A 21,372-nucleotide genomic window follows, 5' to 3' on the forward strand; every position below is an offset into this window, starting at 1 on the left:
TTACTCATACGATCCATAAGCAGTTATTGTGAATGGTGAACGCCCTGCTCCATGCGCCCCTGTGTCAGGGTCTCTAGTGGGCCATTCGTCACCCGTTTGTGCTGTGATTATTCCCTTCAGGGTATGGTGCTCAGACTTGATTTTGTAGGACAGATGAACCTTGTCATTTCATTATACCGGAAAATATCCCTTAAAAAAAAAGAGAATGGTGTCGATAAATAATATAAACCGTTTTTTGTGAAAGCGACCATGTTGCATGGATGTAAACGCGGTCGATTCCGAAAGGATTCAATTCTATTTCTCATGGATGAGGTGTGCAATGGAAATTTCAACGATTGTTGGCCTGATACTCGGTGTGGTTGCAGTCCTAGTCGGCATGGTGCTGAAGGGCGCCCCGATCGTCAGCCTGCTGACGCCCGCCGCTTATGTCATTATTCTCGCCGGAACCGCCGCTACGCTGTTTATCGGCTTTCCGATGTCTGAGATCAAAAAGTTCCCGAAGCTGTTAAAAATGACCTTTGTCAAACAAAAACTCATGCAGCGTCAAGAGCTCATCACCCTGTTCATGGAGTGGGCCTCCATCACCCGCCGGGAAGGCCTTCTCGCTCTGGAGACCAAGGTCGAAGAAATCGACGACGCCTTCCTGCGCAACGGTATGCGCATGATTATCGACGGTAACGACCAGGAGTTCGTCCGCGACGTCTTGATGGAAGATATTGCGGCGACGGAAGAGCGTCATCGTGCAGGTGCCCTGCTCTTCTCCCAGGCCGGTATGTATGCTCCTTCCCTCGGGGTGCTTGGTGCCGTCGTCGGCCTGATCGCCGCTCTGACCAAGATGGAGAATATGGCCGAGCTGGCTCACGCGATTGGCGCGGCCTTTATTGCGACGCTGCTCGGTATTTTTACCGGCTATGTCCTGTGGCACCCGATCGCCAATAAGCTGAAACGCCTGTCCAAAAAAGAAGTGGAGCTCAAGCTCATGATGGTGGAAGGACTGCTGTCGATTCAATCCGGCGTATCCACCATTGCGATCAGCCAGAAGCTCTCCGTCTTCTTAACCCCTTCCGAGCGCGCTCAAATGAATGAGAAGGAGGATGGTTCAGGTGGCCAAGAAGACTAGACATGAACCGCATGAGGAGCATGCCGACGAATCCTGGCTTCTCCCCTATGCCGACCTGCTGACACTGCTGCTAGCCTTGTTTATCGTTCTCTATTCCATGAGCGCCACGGACGCCAAGAAATTTGAGGAAATGAGCCAGGCCTTCAACAATGCCCTCAGCACCGGAAACGGCGTGCTCAACTTCAGGTCGAATTTGCCGATGGATAAAAATATGGACCAGGGCAAAAAAGACTCCCAAGAGAGCATCGTCACGAATAACAATGACAAGAAACAGAAAGCCCAGCTGGCCAAGCAGGAACAGGAAGACCTGGAGAAGCTGAAGCAGCAGCTGGATCAATATATCAAGACGAACGGCCTGACGAACCAGCTGGATACCAAACTGAACCAATCGCAGCTTACGATCACGATCAGCGACAACGCCCTGTTTGCTTCAGGCAGCGCTCAGGTGAAGCCTGAGTCACGCCAGCTGGCGCTCGCCATCAGCAGCATGCTGCAGCAGTTCCCGACGTATGACGTCGTCGTGTCCGGTCATACGGACAATATGCCGATCTCGAACAGCGAGTACGCGTCCAACTGGGACCTGAGCTCCAACCGAGCGCTGAACTTCCTGAAGATTCTGCTCACCAACAAGCAGCTCGACCCGGCCAAGTTCACCTCCACCGCCTTCGGCGAGTTCCGGCCCGTGGCTTCCAACGATACCGCAGCCGGCCGTGCTAAAAACCGCCGCGTCGAGGTATCCATCATCCGGAAGTACCAGAATATCAGCGAGCAAATCCCGGTAACCACGAATAAAAAATAGCATAGCGATAACTAATGGACAGGCTGTTCCCTTCGGCAGAGGGGAGCAGCCTGTTTTGAATAGTAGACGGCACATGTCTTAGGGAATGGGCTTCCGGCCTTTTATAATAGGTCGAAGCCCTACCCTGTATCAGGCCTGGCCCCTCTCTACCCTAGGCGGTAATTCAGCAGCTGTCCAAGCTCTTCCTTTTCCTGCGGCGTTAAATCGCGCCATTTCCCTTTGCCCAGGGATCCCAGGTGGATATTCATAATCCGGATCCGCTGCAGTCGGCGCACCTCGTAGCCGAAGGCGCTGCACATCCGGCGGATCTGTCGGTTTTTCCCCTCGGTCAGAATGATCTTGAACACCCGCTCCGAGATCCGTGTCACCTTGCAGGGAAGGGTCATTTCGCCCAAAATCTTCACCCCGCTAGCCATACCTGTTAAAAAGGACGGCGTAACCGGCTTGTCTACCGTGACGATGTACTCCTTCTCATGCTTGCCTTCGGCCCGCAGTATTTTATTGACGATGTCGCCGTCGCTCGTCAGGAGAATGAGCCCCTCGGAATCTTTGTCCAGCCGGCCGATCGGAAAAATCCGCTCAGAGTGGCCCACGAAGTCTACAATGTTGCCCTTGATATGCTGCTCCGTTGTACTGGTGATCCCAACCGGTTTATTCAGCGCAATGTAGACATGCGTCTCCTTCTTCGCCTGCAGGGGCCGGCCGTTGATGCGGACGTCGTCCCCGTCCTCCGCCTGGCTGCCCAGCACCGCCTGAACGCCGTTGATCGTCACCTTCCCGTTCTCTACCAGCTTATCCGCTTCACGCCGGGAACAATACCCGGTCTCACTGATATATTTGTTAATTCTCAAAGCTTATAACCCCATCTCATTATGGTTTACCCCGGACAAGAGTGCGGATCATTCCCGTTCTGGTCCTTCCCCATGCTCCGGCCGTGCCGCCGGCAGCGTTAACGTAACCTGAGTGCCCTTGTTAACGGCGCTCTCGATCTGAAGTGATCCTTTATGGCCCTCCACAATCCGCTGGCTGACCATCAGGCCAAGGCCAGTCCCGTTTTCCTTGTTGGTAAAAAACGGTTCTCCTACCTTCTCCATCTGGTGCTCAGGAATCCCTACACCTTCATCCGTAATCGTAATCCCCAGGTGGTCCGGGTCCGGCCGAAACAGTTCGATATGGATGACGCCGCCTTCAGGCATCGCCTCCATGGCGTTTTTCAGCAAATTGATAAAGACCTGCTTCAGCTGGTTCTCCTCGCAGTGAACGTCCGTCTCGGCCGTCTGGGAGGACATGACAAACTCAATGCCGTGCAGATTGGCCTGACTGCTCAGCAGCGACAGCACATCCTCTAAAATATCACGAACATTTTTATTTCGGAAGTGCACAGCCTGGGGCTTGGCCAAAATTAAAAATTCGCTCACGATCAGATTGATTCTCTCCAGCTCAGACAGCATGATCTGGTTGTGCTTCGGATCGACGCGGTTGTTATACTCCTGCAGCTGCAGGAATCCCCGTAGCGTCGTGAGCGGGTTGCGGATCTCATGCGCCACCCCGGCCGCCAACTGCCCGACGGTGGTCAGCTTCTCGGACCGGCGGAGCAGCTCGTCCATCCGGTTGCGTTCCGTCATGTCTCTCGAGATGCTGATGAACGATACGACCTTTCCTTCCGGATCCCTGACCGCGGACGTGCTGATGCTGACCTCCACAGGGGTCCCGTCCTTCTTGATTCGGACCGTTTCTACTGCCGGCAGCTGTTCGCCCTGCATTAAAGCGTCGAGCCTTGCCTGCACTTCCCCCTCCAAATGGCCGGGAACCAGGTTGATCCGCTTACCGACCACTTCATGGCTTGACCAGCCGTACAGCTTTTCAAAAGCTTGATTGACCTGAAGGATATTCCCCTCAAGGTCCGTCGTATGAATCGCATCCGCCGTCTGCTGGATAACAGACTCCAGATGCTCTTTCACCGAGCGGTTCTCTTCCACGGCCTGCTTGAGCTGGTCGGTATAGCTGCTCAGATTATCGGTCATCGTGTTGATTTTGGCGGCAAGCAATCCGAGCTCATCTTTGCTGTTGATGACGAGCGGCGTATCAAAGCGCCCCTGGGCGACGTTTTTCACTTTACCCAGAATCGCATCGATCGGCCGAATGAAGTATCCGGCCTGCTTATAGCTTACAATGACGAACAGAATCAACAGAAAGGCTGAAATCGATATATAAGAGACAAGCTGCTTCTGCAATACCTTGGATATTTGCGCATAATCCATGACGATGCTGATGATGTAGGATGCCTGGGATGCACTGTTCACAGGGATAAAGCTCTTTAACAGCTTTTTACCATCGATGCGCGTTTCATAAACGACATTCGCTCCTGTCTGTGCCGCTTTCTCCACAGCCTGTTTGTCGTTTTCGAGGTCGATATATGTATAGGTACCGTAGCGTATCGGCCGATTATGCAGCTTAGTCTTATCATGGACATATCCTTGTCCGGACATTCGGACGCCCGCAAAGGTCTGCGGATTGATGCAGCTGATTTCAAGAATCTCCCCGTTGATTTTCTTCGTTTTGTCGAGCACCTCCTCCGGACTCGGGATATGAGTGCCGATCTGATGGAGGGAATCGGTGCGAATATACGGATCAATGATATAGTTTCGTTTGGCGTCATAATAATAACCCCATTTGTCGATTACGTTCGGCTTGGAGTTCGAATATTCAAACGGTCCGGTCCAAAAATGGTCGGCAGCCGCTCCGTACGGAATCGTTACGCGTTCTTCCTCGAAGAGCTGCTTAAACGCCTTATACCAGTATCCCCAGTCTTTGGTGGAGAGACCGAGCTCAGCAGGTTCCGAGGACTTGGCAATGATAATATCATCACCGGTTCGGACTAGCAGGGCGATATGGGTGACTCCCACCTGCTTGCTCAGCTTGGCCAGCTGCTCGTTCGTAATGTTCTGGATATCCGGGTCCAGCTCTTTGGCAGCCAATTTGGCAGCCACATGCAGAAGCTCCCCGATCTGGCGTTCGACCATGCCGGCGCTCTCCTGGCTCTGCTCAATGGAGGCGGCCACCTGCCTGGCGGCCAGCAGCATTTTGCGTTCGCTTTCCCGGCGTAAACTGGCTTGCGTTGTGTACAAACTAAGAATAATATTTAAAAGTAAAATCAGACAGAGTGAACCGGCCATGGTGAGGGACAGTTTCTTCTTCATTGACACATCGGGTCACCTCTAATCTTGCCTTGGCGATAATTGGAATAATCTATTCCATCATACTCTGTAGGCCGATATTTGAAAAGCTTGTCGAAAATGATCGGCTTAACTCGAAATAACGCAGCATGTCCACAACTTATCAACATATTCACAGCACTATTTAATAAATTGGGGATAATTCTGTGCGTAATCAAATAGTTATCCACAAATTTATGCACAGCATGTTAACAACAGAATGCTTGTTCGCTGAATAAGCCGAAATTCGGTACAGGGAGGCACATTTACGTTGGAAAATCAAACGAAACATCCGCTTCATGTGGATGAGTCTGTGGATAATGATCGTCATGAACACTGGATGCGCGAGGCGATCCACCAAGCCAAATTGGCGGAGGAGTTGGGGGAGGTGCCGATCGGAGCGGTCATCGTCCGCAACGGAGAAATCATCGGGCGGGGCTATAACTTAAGGGAAACGTCCCAGGACGCGACCGCCCACGCCGAGATTGTCGCCATCCGGGAAGCCAGTATAGCCGTACAATCGTGGCGCCTGCTGGACTGCACGCTATACGTCACGCTGGAGCCGTGTCCGATGTGCTCCGGCGCGATCGTCCAGTCCCGCATCCCGCGGGTCGTCTACGGCACCTACGATCCCAAGGCGGGATGCGCCGGAACGCTGATGAACCTGCTGCAGGAGCCACGCTTCAACCACCGCACCGAGGTCATTGCCGATGTGCTGCAGGAGGAATGCGCTGGGCTGCTGACCCAGTTTTTCCGCAAGCTGCGGGGCAAAGCCTGACAAAAACAAACAGCCCGGCCAGTAACCCTGGCCGGGCTGTTGTAATTCGTTCGGGGCTTGCTTAGTAAGCCGTAGCTCCCATTTTCTCCTGAAGCTGCTCCATCGTAATAACATCCGCTTCTTTTGGAATGCCAATGCTGAAGGTTTGCTTCTCGTTGATCTTGCTGTATTGGCTCGTCGCCTGCAGCGACAGCTTCATGTTGTCCTTCGTTTCCGGATCGTTCATTTCTACGTTCATAACAGCATCCTGATAAGCAGGGAAATTATTTTTATTGATGGCCGTGTTGACTTCGAACTGGTTGACTTTCAGGTAGTTCTTCAGATCGTTCAGGCCTTTGCTGATTTCATCCTTGCTGTCTGTCGAGTTCAGATCCTTCTTCATATCGTCGATGTCTTCCTGGTTGACGCCGAGCATTTCACGGTATTCATCTTTGCTGATAATATCAAGAATTTTCGGCAGCGCTTTGTTCACCAGAATGTCAGCCGCTTCCTTCACGTTGTCATTCGTCACATAGAATTGAACCACCTGCTTGGCATCCACGCCATCCGGGAGGTTAGCGTCTTTAACCGCAATGTCTTTGAAATATTTCTTACCGTCATATTCGGTAAATAGGGTATTCATAATTTCGCCGGCGAGCTTCTTCGTCTTTTCGGGATTCATCATGTCGGGGTTAAAGGACGTTCCCTGCTGTTCCGCCAGCTCTTTCATATCGAGTACCAGGAATTTACCTACAACGTCTTCAGGCAGCGGCAGCATCGGGATGCTTGGCACTTTGACGTACAATTTATCTTGGGTCATTACCATCGGAATGTTAAAGCTCATGGACATGTCGCCCTTCAGGTTAATTCCGAGCGTCATCTCCGTTTGTTGTGGATCGTTCTGATATACCCCATCGATCGTCAATTCCGCATTTTTCAGCATGCTCATCACTTGGCTGGCTGCGGCGTTATCAGCACTTGCACTGGTAACCTGCAGATCTTTGATCGTTACCTTGCTCTTCATTTCGTACGATGTCATTTTCATCGCGTTGACGGCCGAAGCCTCCAGCGCTTCCTTCGGTTCCTTCTTGCTGCTGCAGCCTGCAAGCACCACGGTCATTGCCAAGACCAGTGTAAGAATCAGGGCTGCCCATTTCTTCTTCATCACAATCTCTCTCTCCTCTCGTCTCTAAAAAGCAAAAAAATACCCCTTGTAATCATAAACGATATCGTCCGTTACCGGAACCCTTTTTTGGAAATCATTTGTGAATTTTCATTTTTAACGCAAAAAAAGACATCCTGGCTTTTAGCCGGATGCCTTTTTAGACGGGACCTTAGGACCCTTCTCTATTCAAATGACTAACATGATTCCGGTTCTTGACCTTCTTCGATCCCGACAACGGCTCCTGCATGCCGGACCGCTCCCGGTCCCGGTTACGCGGCTGCTGCTCTTGCGCTTCAGGTACCGGAACAGCGTTTGGTTTACTCATCGGCGATTCCCCCTGTATACGTTAGGATGGTTAAGAATGCGGATGCTCCAGGTCGACCGTGTGCTGATGATTGATTTCATCTTCATGCCTGCGATCGTTTCGCTTCTGCTGCAACTGATTTGCCTGATGGCTGTTCACTGCCGTTTGATCCAAATCCTCGACGACATTGCTGAGATTTTTGTCGACACCCGGTTTGGCTTTGGTCATCGTCGTCCCTCTTTTCTTAAGAGTGATGCGTCAAATCGTGAAGGGCTTGGGCGCACTCGTGAATTTGGCGGGTGTAATCCTGCGCCATATTCTGAATGACATCCGTGCGTTCGTCTACCGTGCGTCCTTCGCGTTCTACATCCACCAGATCCACTTTAACCTCCCGCGTATCCACGTAGGAGCACTGGAAGTCGAATGAATACTTCGACCGTCCCGCGGTATCGATATGGATCCGCAGCGCCTGGGGATTTGCCTCGTCGGCAAACACCTGTGCCTGGTCGGATGAGTCAAGCGTTTGAGGAAGCTGGGATTGCCAAGCTTGGACCAATTTGTTTTGGTTCAATTCAAAGTCTCGGTTCATGAATGAACACCTCCCCTGCCTTTGTTAATGTGCGGAGGATGCGCTCTTTTTATGCGATAACGGCGTTTGGCAAAAACAAAAAAAGCCGCTCCTGCATAAGCAGAATCGACTTTGTCATTGGTTTGACTAAATGGCGGAGGGGATGGGATTCGAACCCATGTGGACTTGCGCCCTAACGGTTTTCAAGACCGCCCCGTTATGACCGCTTCGGTACCCCTCCACGTGGAAAATACATCAGTGTCACGCAACGCGTAACAAAAATATATTACCACAGTTTAATTCTAATATCAACCCTGGCTTTTAGGGACAATAACTTTAACATTGCCCATATAAGGCTGAAGCACATCCGGAACGACCACGCTGCCGTCTGCCTGCTGATAATTCTCCAGAATGGCCGCCACGGTCCGTCCCACGGCAAGTGCCGATCCATTCAACGTATGCACAAACTCAGGCTTGGCCTTAGGCTCAGGACGGAAACGGATGTTAGCACGCCGTGCCTGGAAGTCCTCTGTATTCGAGCAAGAGGAGATTTCTCGGTAAGCACCGCTCTCAGGCAGCCAAACTTCCAGGTCGTACGTTTTTGCCGCCGAGAAGCCCATATCTCCCGTGCTGAGCGCCATCACGCGATACGGCAGCTTCAGCAGCTGCAGAACGCGCTCGGCATTTGCCGTCATTTTCTCAAGCTCTTCATAAGAGGAATCCGGATGCACAAGCTTCACCAGTTCCACTTTATTGAATTGATGCTGGCGGATCAAGCCACGTGTATCACGTCCGGCCGAACCGGCCTCCGAACGGAAGCAGGAGCTGTAAGCCACGAAGTGCTTCGGCAGATCCTCCACCGATAAAATTTCATCACGGTAATAGTTGGTCACAGGCACTTCAGCGGTCGGGATCAAATAGTAGTCCGTGTCACGGATTTTAAACAGATCCTCTTCAAACTTCGGAAGCTGTCCGGTCCCGCGCAGGCTGTCCCCATTGACGATATAAGGCGGAAGCATTTCTTCGTAACCATGCTCGCTGCTGTGCAAATCCATCATAAAGTTGATGAGCGCGCGCTCCAGACGGGCGCCGAGCCCCTTGTAGAACGTAAACCGCGAACCCGTAACCTTGGCTGCCGCTTCAAAATCAAGAATGCCCAGGTCCTGGGCCAGATCCCAGTGGGCTTTTGGCGCAAAATCAAACGTTGTCGGTTCCGACCACCGGCGCAGCTCCACATTGTCTTCTTCGGACTGGCCGACCGGTACCGACTCGTGCGGAATATTCGGAATGGCCATCGTCAGATCAGAAATAGACGCCTCCAATTCGCGCACTTCCTCGTCCATCGCTTTGATCTGGTCAGAAACCTGACGCATCTCCAGAATAAGCTCGTCGGCGTTCTCCCCGTTCTTTTTGCGCTTGGCTACTTCACCGGAAACGGTGTTGCGGCGGTTTTTCAGCGCCTCGCTCTCCTGCAGCAGCTCCCTGCGGCGGGTATCCAGCTCGGGAAATCCAGCGATCAAATCCAGCGACTTGTTCCGGTTTTTGAGTGCCTGCTCCACTCTCGCGAAATCACCGCGTAATATTTTCACATCCAACATTGGACAATTCCTCCTAAAAAGAAAAACGTCTTGTGCGACGTACTTCCATGATGAGACCTGCTTGAATCAAAAAACAACCCTGACCCCTTGAAAGGTATCCTCAGACCGCCGTTCAGGCCGCCAACCGAGGAATACCTTTACCTAAAGCTTACCCATGAGGCAGCGTTTAGATATCATCAAAAGAGTCAAGGTGTCATCGTGTTACGATCGTTTATCCTGCTGATTTAAGACGCTTGACTGGCTTTTACCATATCCACAAAATACTGATGGAGCCGGTAATCATCCGTCAGTTCAGGGTGGAACGAAGAGGCGAGCAAATGGCCCTCTCGCGCGGTCACAATCTCGTCGTTATAGGAGGACAGTACGTCGACTCCATCGCCCACACTGCGGATCAGAGGAGCACGGATAAAGACGGCACGAACCGGCTCCTCAATCCCCTTGACGTCCAAATCTGTTTCAAAGCTCTCCCGTTGACGCCCAAAAGCATTGCGCGCCACGGAGATATTCATCAGCCCCAAGTGGGGCTCTTCCTGGCCTTCGATCGACTTCGCCAGTACGATCAATCCGGCACAGGTCCCGAAAATCGGCTTGCCTGCCTCCGAAAATTGGCGAATCGCTTCAATAAACCCGTATTTCCGCATCAGCTTGCCGATGGTCGTACTTTCGCCGCCAGGGATAATCAGGCCCTGAACTTGCTCCAGTTCCTCTACCTTTTTAATGGCGATGCCTTCAGCGCCGGCCAGCTCGATGCTGCGAATATGCTCTGCTACGGCACCCTGAAGTGCCAGTACCCCGATTTTCATATGTCCAGCCTTCTCTCTCTTACCAGCCGCGGTCCGACATCCGCTCAGACGGGCTCAGCTTCGAAATCTCAATGCCTTTCATTGGCGCACCCAGGTTTTTGGATACTTCGGCAATCAGCTTGTAGTCTTGGTAATGCGTTGTTGCTTCCACGATCGCGCGGGCAAACTTCTCTGGATTATCGGATTTGAAAATACCCGATCCTACGAATACCCCGTCGGCTCCCAAATGCATCATCAGCGCCGCGTCGGCTGGAGTAGCCACGCCACCCGCAGCAAAGTTAACGACCGGCAGCTTGCCGCTCTCGTGCACACCAAGCAGAAGGTCGTAAGGTACGCCAAGGTTTTTCGCTTCAGCATACAGCTCGTCCTTCGACATGTTTTGCACTTTGCGGATTTGACTGTTGATCAGACGCATATGACGAACGGCTTCAACAATGTTGCCTGTTCCCGGCTCGCCTTTCGTACGGATCATCGATGCGCCCTCGCCGATGCGGCGCAGCGCTTCTCCCAGGTCTTTGGCGCCGCAAACAAACGGCACGGTGAAGTCCCATTTATCGATATGAAATACTTCATCGGCAGGCGTCAGAACTTCGCTCTCATCGAGGTAGTCGACGCCGAGGGATTCGAGCACTTTCGCTTCCACATAATGACCGATACGGGCTTTCGCCATAACCGGAATCGATACGACTTTCATAACCTCTTCTACGATTGTAGGGTCAGCCATACGCGCTACACCGCCGGCAGCACGAATATCCGAAGGAACGCGTTCCAATGCCATGACGGCCGTTGCGCCCGCAGCTTCAGCGATCTTTGCCTGTTCGGCATTCATGACGTCCATGATGACGCCGCCTTTTTGCATTTCAGCCATACCTCTTTTAACTCTCGAAGTTCCCGTTTCCAATGGTTTACGCCTCCCGAAATATATATCATGTAATCCGCCCTTGCCTATGGATGGCAGGATGGTTGCATACTCTGCAGAGCTGCTTTTGTTGACTAAAGCAAAAATCTTATATTGATCTTAAAAAAGATTTTTGATTCCGTCAAATAAATCACCAAACATTTCCTTAATGGCGCGGAAGAACAGGCGCAGCCAGCTGCCCTTCTCCACTTCGTCCGATGTGATCAAATTGACGGTTTTCGTCTGAGGCTTCTCAATCCCATCTGCTTTATAGGTATAAGTGATGGTACCGACCTTGGTTCCCTGCTTGATCGGAGCCACAAGCTTGTCCGCCGGTTCAAGCTGAGTCTTGAAGGTAACGCCTTTGGCATCGGAGCCTTTAGGTACCATAAAGGAGACCGGGGCATCTGTTACGACGCCAACCGAAGTTTTGACGCCTTTTTTGACCTCAACGGAGTCCAGACCTTCAACCTTGGATTTGCCGGCCACGGCCTGCTTGATCTCAAAGTTGTTGAAACCGTAATCAAGCACCTTCCGGGTCTCGGTAAAGCGCTGTGCCTCCGATTTCGTTCCCATGACGACGCTGATCAGGCGCATCCCATCGCGTTCGGCCGTTCCCGTAAAGCAGTTGCCCGCATTATTGGTATGACCCGTCTTAAGGCCATCCAAGCCTGGGTAGGCGTAAGCCTTAAAGTTCGGAATATCCTTATTAGTTTCAAGCATCCAGTTCCAATTGATGATCGGATTTTTGTCGCGAGGACGGAATTTATAGGATTGGATGGCCGTGAACTCAGCAAAATCCGGATGGTCAAGAACGATATGCTTGCCCAGAATGGCAGCGTCCATCGCGGACATGACCGTCTCCCCTTCAGCCGTAGGGCGATACTTTTCAGGCATATCCGCACGGTCAAGCCCTGTGGAGTTGATAAAGTGGGCTGTCTTCATCCCGAACTTCTTGGCTGTTTCATTCATCAGGTTGACGAATTCCTGTTCAGACCCGGCTGCATATTCAGCCAGCGCTACGGTAGCATCGTTCGCCGAACCTACCGCCATCGCTATGTACAGTTCTCTTACGGTATGTTGGTCATTAGCATCTAAAAAAATACGCGAGCCGATCGTCTTGGAAGCATTATCGCCAACAGTCACGACATCGTCCCATTTAAACTTGCCCTTTTTAACCATATCCGCGATGAGATACTCTGTCATCATCTTGGTCATACTGGCCGGCGGCAGTGGATCATCCGCGTTTACCGACAAGAGGACTTGCCCTGTCGTTGGTTCGATCAACACGGCGGATTTCACTTGAAGCTGCAAAGACGATACGCTTGGCACCTTGCTGGCCGTAGTAGTCGATGCGGTATTCGTAGTGGTCGTTGTTGCTGTTGTTCCCTCAGCCAAAGCCATGGCCGGTAGAGCGGACAGCATTAACATATTCAATAGCATAACCGAGGCTACGCTCTTTTTGACAAAGTGACGTTTGCGTTTGTGCGAAGATGGTTTCCCCAACTTGCTCCATTTCTTACTCAATGAATTGTTAACTCCCCTCTTGCCCTTAAATCTTACTTGTCTATTCTAACACAGGGTATACTGCAAAAAAAGACAGACAGGCCTAATTTAGGCCTGTCTGTACAAGAAGATGTTGGTTTTGTGCAAACCGTGTCGAATATTACAACGAGTAGTTTGGAGCTTCTTTCGTGATCTGCACGTCGTGCGGATGGCTCTCACGAAGACCCGCACCTGTAATGCGGATAAATTGGGTATCTTCACGCAGCTCCTGCAGGTTTTTCGTTCCGCAATAGCCCATACCCGAGCGGAGACCGCCAATCAATTGGTGAATCGTGTCGGACAAAGGACCTTTATAAGCGACGCGGCCCTCAATTCCTTCCGGAACGAGCTTCTTATCGTCGTCCTGGAAGTAACGGTCTTTACTGCCTTGTTTCATCGCACTCATGGATCCCATACCACGGTATACCTTGTAGCGGCGGCCTTGGTAAATTTCCGATTCCCCAGGGCTCTCTTCCGTTCCCGCGAACAAGCTTCCCAGCATAACGGCATGGCCGCCGGCTGCAAGTGCTTTTGTAATTTCACCGGAGTACTTAATACCGCCGTCTGCAATAATCGGCACTCCGTATTCTTTGGCTACCGAAGCACAATCGTAAATTGCTGTGACTTGCGGCACGCCGATACCGGCAATAACGCGCGTCGTACAGATCGATCCCGGTCCGATACCGACTTTGACAACTGAAGCACCCGCCTCGATCAGGTCGCGTGTCGCCTCGCCCGTAGCCACGTTGCCTGCAATGATCGTAAGATCCGGGTACAAGCTGCGCAGATGGCGAACCGCATCCAAGATGTTGATATGATGGCCGTGCGCAGAATCGACGACGATGACGTCAACTCCGGCCTTGACCAGAGCTGCGGCCCGATCCAAACCATCCTTGGAAATACCGATAGCCGCACCTACAAGCAGACGTCCTTGCGCATCTTTTGCCGCATTCGGGAACTGAATGGCTTTCTCAATATCTTTAATGGTAATAAGACCTTTTAATGTGTTGTTCTCATCAACCAGCGGCAGCTTTTCGATTTTGTGCTGCTGCAGAATGACTTCGGCTTCTTGAAGCGTCGTACCTACTGGGGCAGTTACCAGGTTTTCACGAGTCATCACTTCGGAGATCTTAATGCTGTAATCATGAACGAAGCGAAGGTCGCGGTTTGTAAGAATACCGATCAGTTTGTTATGCTCGTCCACAATCGGAACACCCGAAATCCGGAATTTCGCCATGACCTGTTCGGCATCGGATACGAGATGATCGGCTGTTAATGAGAAAGGATTGGTGATAACGCCGCTCTCGGAACGCTTAACCCGATCCACTTCCTCCGCTTGCTGTTCAACCGACATATTTTTGTGAATAATGCCGATGCCGCCTTCACGTGCAATCGCAATGGCCAGGGCAGCTTCCGTCACTGTGTCCATCCCTGCACTGATCAAAGGAATGTTCAGCTTAACCGAATCGCTTAATCTCGTGGACACATCGACTTCCTTTGGCAGCACTTCGGACTTCCGGGGTACCAGCAAAACATCGTCAAATGTAAATCCTTCTTTAGCAAACTTTTGTTCCCACACTTCGTAATTTCCCCCTCATTTGTCATGTAATGTATTTGTTAAAATCCTTATGCAACAAGGCTTGAAAATCGTTTCTGAAAATATATTATTGCCATCTTAGCAAAGCCCACTCGAAGCTGTCAAGGTAATCAGTCTGGTAAAAATGAGAGGAATCGCCCTTGTCTTGCAGGGGCAAATACATGTCCACTTGAAGCGGACAAGATATGCAAAAGACATCCCATTGGTGGGATGTCCAAAATCATTTCGGTTCATACATGAAACTGGAGGAGGAACTACCTTTAGGTTGCCAGGCCCTGAATTGTATCAAAAGCTCAATATTCCATTCCAAGGGTTTGAATAAAACAAAAAAACCACCGTTGATATTCATCAAAAGTGGTCCTTCGCTTGGCAACGTCCTACTCTCCCAGGACCCTTCGGTCCAAGTACCATCGGCGCTGGAGGGCTTAACGGTCGTGTTCGGGATGGGTACGCGTGGAACCCCTCCGCTATCGCCACCAAACGTTCAAGTGTTTTGATCACCTGAAAACTAGATACGAAACGAATCTGTGTTTTAAGAATTATCGGGTCCCCGCCAAAGTACTCGGAATCAGCTTCAACGCTGCTCTTCACTTTGGTGGGTACTTTTTTGGATAAGCCCTCGACCGATTAGTATTGGTCAGCTCCATGCATTGCTGCACTTCCACCTCCAACCTATCTACCTCGTCGTCTACAAGGGGTCTTACATACTGGGAAATCTCATCTTGAGGGGGGCTTCACGCTTAGATGCTTTCAGCGCTTATCCCGTCCGTACGTAGCTACCCAGCCATGCTCCTGGCGGAACAACTGGTGCACCAGCGGTACGTCCATCCCGGTCCTCTCGTACTAAGGACAGCTCCTCTCAAATTTCCTACGCCCACGACAGATAGGGACCGAACTGTCTCACGACGTTCTGAACCCAGCTCGCGTACCGCTTTAATGGGCGAACAGCCCAACCCTTGGGACCTACTTCAGCCCCAGGATGCGATGAGCCGACATCGAGGTGCCAAACCTCCCCGTCGATGTGGACTCTTGGGGGAGATAAGCCTGTTATCCCCAGGGTAGCTTTTATCCGTTGAGCGATGGCCCTTCCATGCGGTACCACCGGATCACTAAGCCCGACTTTCGTCCCTGCTCGACTTGTAGGTCTCGCAGTCAAGCTCCCTTCTGCCTTTGCACTCTTCGAATGATTTCCAACCATTCTGAGGGAACCTTGGGGCGCCTCCGTTACTCTTTAGGAGGCGACCGCCCCAGTCAAACTGCCCACCTGACACTGTCCCCATACCGGATCACGGTACCAGGTTAGAACCTAGATACGATCAGGGTGGTATCCCAACGGCGCCTCCACCCAAGCTGGCGCTCAGGTTTCAAAGGCTCCCACCTATCCTGTACAGATCGTACCCAAATCCAATATCAAGCTGCAGTAAAGCTCCATGGGGTCTTTCCGTCTTGTCGCGGGTAACCTGCATCTTCACAGGTATTAAAATTTCACCGGATCTCTCGTTGAGACAGCGCCCAAGTCGTTACGCCATTCGTGCGGGTCAGAATTTACCTGACAAGGAATTTCGCTACCTTAGGACCGTTATAGTTACGGCCGCCGTTTACTGGGGCTTCGGTTCACAGCTTCGGGATTGCTCCCTAACCGCTCCCCTTAACCTTCCAGCACCGGGCAGGCGTCAGCCCGTATACTTCGCCTTGCGGCTTCGCACAGACCTGTGTTTTTGCTAAACAGTCGCTTGGGCCTTTTCACTGCGGCCCCCTCGTGCTATTCACACTACCGGGGCACCCCTTCTCCCGAAGTTACGGGGTCATTTTGCCGAGTTCCTTAACGAGAGTTCTTCCGCGCGCCTTAGAATTCTCTTCTCGCCTACCTGTGTCGGTTTGCGGTACGGGCACCTTCACCTGGTTAGAGGCTTTTCTTGGCAGTGTGAGATCATGACCTTCGGTACTATAATTTTCCCTCCCCGTCACAGCCCAGCCTTAAAGTGTGCGGATTTGCCTACACACCAGCCTCACTGCTTGGACGAGCATCCATCAGCTCGCGTCACTACCCTCCTGCGTCACCCCATCACTCATAACGGTTTACGGTGGTACAGGAATTTCAACCTGTTGTCCTTCGATTACGCCTGTCGGCCTCACCTTAGGTCCCGACTTACCCTGAGCGGACGAGCCTTCCTCAGGAAACCTTGGGCTTTCGGCGGATCAGATTCTCACTGATCTTTTCGTTACTCATACCGGCATTCTCACTTGTATACGCTCCAGCACTCCTTACGGTATACCTTCAACGCTGTATACAACGCTCCCCTACCCCTGATGCAAGCATCAAGCCATAGCTTCGGTGGTGTGTTTAGCCCCGTTACATTTTCGGCGCAGAGTCACTCGACCAGTGAGCTATTACGCACTCTTTCAATGGTGGCTGCTTCTAAGCCAACATCCTGGTTGTCTGTGCAACTCCACATCCTTTCCCACTTAACACACACTTGGGGACCTTAGCTGATGGTCTGGGCTGTTTCCCTTTTGACAATGGATCTTAGCACTCACTGTCTGACTCCCGGTCGATCAGTCGATGGCATTCGGAGTTTGACTGAGCTTGGTAACCCTTGCGGGCCCCGCACCCAATCAGTGCTCTACCTCCACGACTGCAAAACCGAGGCTAGCCCTAAAGCTATTTCGGGGAGAACCAGCTATCTCCGAGTTCGATTGGAATTTCTCCGCTACCCCCACCTCATCCCCGAATTTTTCAACATTCGTGGGTTCGGGCCTCCAGTGCGTGTTACCGCACCTTCACCCTGGACAGGGGTAGATCACACGGTTTCGGGTCTACGTCCACGTACTCATTCGCCCTATTCAGACTCGCTTTCGCTGCGGCTCCGGCTTCTCACCTTAACCTTGCACGGGAACGTAACTCGCCGGTTCATTCTACAAAAGGCACGCCATCACCCATAAACAGGGCTCTGACTTCTTGTAAGCACACGGTTTCAGGTTCTATTTCACTCCCCTTCCGGGGTGCTTTTCACCTTTCCCTCACGGTACTGTTTCACTATCGGTCGCTAGGGAGTATTTAGCCTTAGCAGATGGTCCTGCCAGATTCATACGGGGTTTCACGTGCCCCGCACTACTCGGGATCCGTCTCGGAGGGAACTGACTTTCGGTTACAGGGCTTTTACCTTCTATGCCGGGCCTTTCCAGACCTCTTCGCCTAACCAATTCCTTTGTAACTCCATGTGAGACGTCCCACAACCCCGGCCAGCAAGCTGACCGGTTTAGGCTGTTCCGCGTTCGCTCGCCGCTACTAACGGAATCACTCTTGTTTTCTCTTCCTCAGGGTACTTAGATGTTTCAGTTCCCCTGGTATGCCTCACCATAACCTATGTATTCAGTTATGAGTGACTGACTATTACATCAGCCGGGTTTCCCCATTCGGACATCCCCGGATCAAAGCTTGCTTACAGCTCCCCGAGGCAGTATCGTTGTTCGCCACGTCCTTCATCGGCTCCTAGCGCCTAGGCATCCTCCGTGTGCTCTTAGTAGCTTAACCATGCTACTTAAAACTTAACTTGTTGTGACACAAGTTCAGCTAAAAGGATATTTCTAAAACGCAGATTCGTTTCGTTATCTAGTTTTCAAGGATCAAATTGAGAGTTTGAACTCTCAAAACTGACCAACGAGTGAGTAACTAGCCGACCTGGCTAGATTTAGTATTTGAATGCTTCCATCGCAGGAAGCGATTCTCCATAGAAAGGAGGTGATCCAGCCGCACCTTCCGATACGGCTACCTTGTTACGACTTCACCCCAATCATCTACCCCACCTTCGGCGGCTGGCTCCTTGCGGTTACCTCACCGACTTCGGGTGTTGTAAACTCTCGTGGTGTGACGGGCGGTGTGTACAAGACCCGGGAACGTATTCACCGCGGCATGCTGATCCGCGATTACTAGCAATTCCGACTTCATGCAGGCGAGTTGCAGCCTGCAATCCGAACTGAGACCAGCTTTGATAGGATTGGCTCCACCTCGCGGCTTCGCTTCCCGTTGTACTGGCCATTGTAGTACGTGTGTAGCCCAGGTCATAAGGGGCATGATGATTTGACGTCATCCCCGCCTTCCTCCGGTTTGTCACCGGCAGTCATTCTAGAGTGCCCACCCGAAGTGCTGGCAACTAAAATCAAGGGTTGCGCTCGTTGCGGGACTTAACCCAACATCTCACGACACGAGCTGACGACAACCATGCACCACCTGTCTCCTCTGTCCCGAAGGAAAGGCCTATCTCTAGACCGGTCAGAGGGATGTCAAGACCTGGTAAGGTTCTTCGCGTTGCTTCGAATTAAACCACATACTCCACTGCTTGTGCGGGTCCCCGTCAATTCCTTTGAGTTTCAGTCTTGCGACCGTACTCCCCAGGCGGAATGCTTAATGTGTTAACTTCGGCACCAAGGGTATCGAAACCCCTAACACCTAGCATTCATCGTTTACGGCGTGGACTACCAGGGTATCTAATCCTGTTTGCTCCCCACGCTTTCGCGCCTCAGCGTCAGTTACAGCCCAGAGAGTCGCCTTCGCCACTGGTGTTCCTCCACATATCTACGCATTTCACCGCTACACGTGGAATTCCACTCTCCTCTTCTGCACTCAAGTCACCCAGTTTCCAGTGCGAACCAAGGTTGAGCCTTGGCCTTAAACACCAGACTTAAATGACCGCCTGCGCGCGCTTTACGCCCAATAATTCCGGACAACGCTTGCCCCCTACGTATTACCGCGGCTGCTGGCACGTAGTTAGCCGGGGCTTTCTTCTCAGGTACCGTCACTCCGGTAGCAGTTACTCTACCGGACGTTCTTCCCTGGCAACAGAGCTTTACGATCCGAAAACCTTCATCACTCACGCGGCGTTGCTCCGTCAGGCTTTCGCCCATTGCGGAAGATTCCCTACTGCTGCCTCCCGTAGGAGTCTGGGCCGTGTCTCAGTCCCAGTGTGGCCGTTCACCCTCTCAGGTCGGCTACGCATCGTCGCCTTGGTGAGCCATTACCTCACCAACTAGCTAATGCGCCGCAGGCCCATCCGCAAGTGACAGATTGCTCCGTCTTTCATCATTCCCTCAGGAGAGGAAATGAGATATCCGGTATTAGCTCACGTTTCCGTGGGTTATCCCGGTCTTGCAGGCAGGTTGCCTACGTGTTACTCACCCGTCCGCCGCTAACTATCAGGAGAGCAAGCTCTCCATCAAGTCCGCTCGACTTGCATGTATTAGGCACGCCGCCAGCGTTCGTCCTGAGCCAGGATCAAACTCTCCAAGAAAGTTTGTGACTCATTTTGAATCTGACGAGATTGATTTAATCTCAATCGCTCCGGTCCTAAGACCATCGCGTTTATACTCACTCGTTGTTCAGTTTTCAAAGATCAAACTTCGTTTCGTTACCAGAAGCTCATCGCCTCAGCAACTTTTATAGTATATCATGTGCGGCTCAACTTAGCAAGCTCTTTTTTTAAATCTTTTTTTCGGATTTAATATGAAAGCTTGTGATTTGATTCAAGTAACAACCAAATCATTGGCCGGAATATTAATATAACACGCATTGTTGTATTATGCAAGTCTTTTTCTGAAATTATAATTTAATTATATATATAAGGTGCCGACCGTTTGCCTAATCATACATTTCAAGACTGCGGCACCTGCGGATAACGGATAATTCAGTAGCCTTTGCCCTTCCTGGGCCAAAGTGTATAGCTGAAACTTATAACGAAATCAATGCCAACAATGCATGCCCAGAGTAATGGAACCCGCTTAAGCGCTTCAGTACGATCAGGGTCATTGACGACCACAATCATGAGAAAGATCAGAATCGAACCGATGACCCAAGCCAGCGCATGTCTGAACCACCCTTGCCGCTCTCGTCTCGCATGTGCCTTCCCGTATTTGGGGGCCTTATGGGGCTTAGCCCCTCCTCCAAAACGATAGGCGAACCGCTCGTCAGCCCAATGAATCATCCGGTGGCCAAAAGCAATGGTTACACCGATGTACACCGCAGCCAGCCCATGCATAAATTCCGCCTCGGCTCCGCCGCGCAGATCCATAATCGTAAGAATGATCAAGAGAAGGTCAACTACAGGAGTCATCAACAGCAGTGCGGCACCGCCCTTTTTCCATCCTGCCAAATACCGGACGCTAAGCCCGGCTAACACCAAGACCCAGAAGGCTATTTCGCACCCTACAATCCATATACCGATCAAACCTATCCCACTCCTTATTTAATACAAATGTGCTAAAATCAATTTACCACAGTCGTACTAAATAAATCAAGCACGTGGTATAATGGAGACATGCCTAAAATTGTTGATCATGAACTCCAGAAAGCCAAAGTGGCCGAGGCCACCTGGCGCGTCATTCAGAAGTACGGTATCGAGCAAGCTTCCGTCCGAAACATTGCGGAAGAGGCGGGGATCTCCGTAGGCTCGATGCGGCATTATTTTTCAACCCAATCCGAGCTCCTGTCCTATTCCATGAAACGGGTATCCGAACGGGTATCGCAGCGAATATATGATACGGTCTTCTCCGGTGACCTGATGCAGGACATTCCTTCTCTTCTGCATGAGGTTCTCCCTACCGACAACGAAAAGCGGCTGGAAATGGAGGTGTGGTTTTCTTTTGTCGTCAAGTCGCTGTCGGATGATTCCTTGCGTACGCTGCGCCATCAGGTGGACGACGAGCTGCGGTCGATTTTCGTTACCGTATTCAACGGCTTATCGGAAAGCCAGCTCCTGCTTCCCGGTCTGGATTTTGCCATCGAAGTGGAACGCTTCTACGCCGTCCTCGACGGCCTGGCCATCCATGCCGTGATGCGTCCGGAGCGTGTGACCCCCGAGGTCATGGTCGCGGTCATCAAGCGGCATTTGTTATCCTTATGCCGGCCGGATGTCCATTCCATGGCACAGAAGCCTGACTCAAACGCAAAAAAGGAACAGCCACGTGATACATGATCACGACAGCTGTTCCTTTTATTTATTTTCCATAA

At 51.6% G+C, this 21,372-nt stretch carries 16 protein-coding genes, 1 tRNA gene and 3 rRNA genes; 4 read left to right on the top strand and 16 right to left on the bottom strand.

Features of this window, described 5'->3' with window-relative positions:
* Positions 1 to 319 precede the first annotated feature (319 nt).
* Positions 320 to 1,120, top strand: coding sequence for a flagellar motor stator protein MotA (gene motA, locus ABIE48_RS31155; RefSeq protein WP_076176935.1), 801 nt, complete (start codon positions 320 to 322; stop codon positions 1,118 to 1,120).
* Positions 1,104 to 1,919: a flagellar motor protein MotB gene (motB, locus tag ABIE48_RS31160; RefSeq protein ID WP_076176934.1), complete on the top strand. Its 816-nt coding sequence runs from the start codon at positions 1,104 to 1,106 to the stop codon at positions 1,917 to 1,919. The genes motA and motB overlap by 17 nt, the downstream gene beginning before the upstream one ends.
* Before the next feature lie 146 nt (positions 1,920 to 2,065).
* Here motB and rluF read toward each other — a convergent pair whose 3' ends face one another.
* A complete protein-coding gene (rluF, locus tag ABIE48_RS31165; RefSeq protein ID WP_192717571.1) occupies positions 2,066 to 2,770 on the bottom strand; it encodes a 23S rRNA pseudouridine(2604) synthase RluF in 705 nt (234 codons plus the stop codon).
* Positions 2,771 to 2,818: 48 nt separating this feature from the next.
* A complete protein-coding gene (locus ABIE48_RS31170) occupies positions 2,819 to 5,119 on the bottom strand; it encodes an ATP-binding protein (RefSeq protein ID WP_354520341.1) in 2,301 nt (766 codons plus the stop codon).
* Positions 5,120 to 5,405: 286 nt separating this feature from the next.
* On the opposite strand from ABIE48_RS31170, the gene tadA reads away from it, so the two are divergent.
* The gene (tadA, locus tag ABIE48_RS31175) at positions 5,406 to 5,912 is read left to right on the top strand and encodes a tRNA adenosine(34) deaminase TadA (protein ID WP_256993036.1); all 507 of its coding nucleotides are present in this window, start codon (positions 5,406 to 5,408) and stop codon (positions 5,910 to 5,912) included.
* Between the two features lie 61 nt (positions 5,913 to 5,973).
* Here tadA and ABIE48_RS31180 read toward each other — a convergent pair whose 3' ends face one another.
* From ABIE48_RS31180 to ABIE48_RS31245, 14 genes are all read right to left on the bottom strand, one after another.
* Positions 5,974 to 7,056: a hypothetical protein gene (locus tag ABIE48_RS31180; protein ID WP_192717573.1), complete on the bottom strand. Its 1,083-nt coding sequence runs from the start codon at positions 7,054 to 7,056 to the stop codon at positions 5,974 to 5,976.
* Between the two features lie 169 nt (positions 7,057 to 7,225).
* Positions 7,226 to 7,381 (bottom strand): small acid-soluble spore protein P, encoded by a 156-nt coding sequence (locus ABIE48_RS31185; RefSeq protein ID WP_076176930.1) that lies wholly within the window; start codon positions 7,379 to 7,381, stop codon positions 7,226 to 7,228.
* Between the two features lie 30 nt (positions 7,382 to 7,411).
* Positions 7,412 to 7,588 (bottom strand): hypothetical protein, encoded by a 177-nt coding sequence (locus ABIE48_RS31190; protein ID WP_186326194.1) that lies wholly within the window; start codon positions 7,586 to 7,588, stop codon positions 7,412 to 7,414.
* A gap of 16 nt (positions 7,589 to 7,604) precedes the next feature.
* Positions 7,605 to 7,949, bottom strand: coding sequence for a hypothetical protein (locus ABIE48_RS31195; RefSeq protein ID WP_076176929.1), 345 nt, complete (start codon positions 7,947 to 7,949; stop codon positions 7,605 to 7,607).
* Positions 7,950 to 8,080: 131 nt separating this feature from the next.
* A tRNA-Ser gene (locus ABIE48_RS31200) sits at positions 8,081 to 8,169 on the bottom strand.
* A 67-nt stretch (positions 8,170 to 8,236) separates the two neighbouring features.
* On the bottom strand, positions 8,237 to 9,526 hold the full coding sequence (serS, locus tag ABIE48_RS31205; RefSeq protein WP_145030086.1) for a serine--tRNA ligase: 1,290 nt from the start codon (positions 9,524 to 9,526) through the stop codon (positions 8,237 to 8,239).
* A gap of 224 nt (positions 9,527 to 9,750) precedes the next feature.
* The gene (pdxT, locus tag ABIE48_RS31210; protein ID WP_145030088.1) at positions 9,751 to 10,329 is read right to left on the bottom strand and encodes a pyridoxal 5'-phosphate synthase glutaminase subunit PdxT; all 579 of its coding nucleotides are present in this window, start codon (positions 10,327 to 10,329) and stop codon (positions 9,751 to 9,753) included.
* A 19-nt stretch (positions 10,330 to 10,348) separates the two neighbouring features.
* Positions 10,349 to 11,230, bottom strand: coding sequence for a pyridoxal 5'-phosphate synthase lyase subunit PdxS (gene pdxS, locus ABIE48_RS31215; RefSeq protein WP_145030090.1), 882 nt, complete (start codon positions 11,228 to 11,230; stop codon positions 10,349 to 10,351).
* Between the two features lie 117 nt (positions 11,231 to 11,347).
* On the bottom strand, positions 11,348 to 12,670 hold the full coding sequence (locus ABIE48_RS31220) for a D-alanyl-D-alanine carboxypeptidase family protein (protein WP_145030096.1): 1,323 nt from the start codon (positions 12,668 to 12,670) through the stop codon (positions 11,348 to 11,350).
* Between the two features lie 223 nt (positions 12,671 to 12,893).
* Complete coding sequence (gene guaB, locus ABIE48_RS31225) at positions 12,894 to 14,351, bottom strand: IMP dehydrogenase (protein WP_076176925.1); 1,458 nt, start codon at positions 14,349 to 14,351, stop codon at positions 12,894 to 12,896.
* Between the two features lie 382 nt (positions 14,352 to 14,733).
* A 5S ribosomal RNA gene (gene rrf / locus ABIE48_RS31230) occupies positions 14,734 to 14,850 on the bottom strand.
* A gap of 126 nt (positions 14,851 to 14,976) precedes the next feature.
* Positions 14,977 to 17,904, bottom strand: a 23S ribosomal RNA gene (locus ABIE48_RS31235).
* A gap of 200 nt (positions 17,905 to 18,104) precedes the next feature.
* Positions 18,105 to 19,657: ribosomal RNA gene (locus ABIE48_RS31240) — 16S ribosomal RNA — on the bottom strand.
* The 16S, 23S and 5S rRNA genes sit together here, the layout of an rRNA operon.
* A 393-nt stretch (positions 19,658 to 20,050) precedes the next feature.
* A complete protein-coding gene (locus ABIE48_RS31245; protein ID WP_192717549.1) occupies positions 20,051 to 20,590 on the bottom strand; it encodes a hypothetical protein in 540 nt (179 codons plus the stop codon).
* Positions 20,591 to 20,680: 90 nt separating this feature from the next.
* On the opposite strand from ABIE48_RS31245, the gene ABIE48_RS31250 reads away from it, so the two are divergent.
* The gene (locus ABIE48_RS31250; RefSeq protein ID WP_192717548.1) at positions 20,681 to 21,337 is read left to right on the top strand and encodes a TetR/AcrR family transcriptional regulator; all 657 of its coding nucleotides are present in this window, start codon (positions 20,681 to 20,683) and stop codon (positions 21,335 to 21,337) included.
* The last annotated feature ends 35 nt before the right edge of the window (positions 21,338 to 21,372 follow it).

The organism is Paenibacillus sp. OAE614, assembly GCF_040546645.1.
Lineage (GTDB): Bacteria > Bacillota > Bacilli > Paenibacillales > Paenibacillaceae > Paenibacillus_AQ > Paenibacillus_AQ favisporus.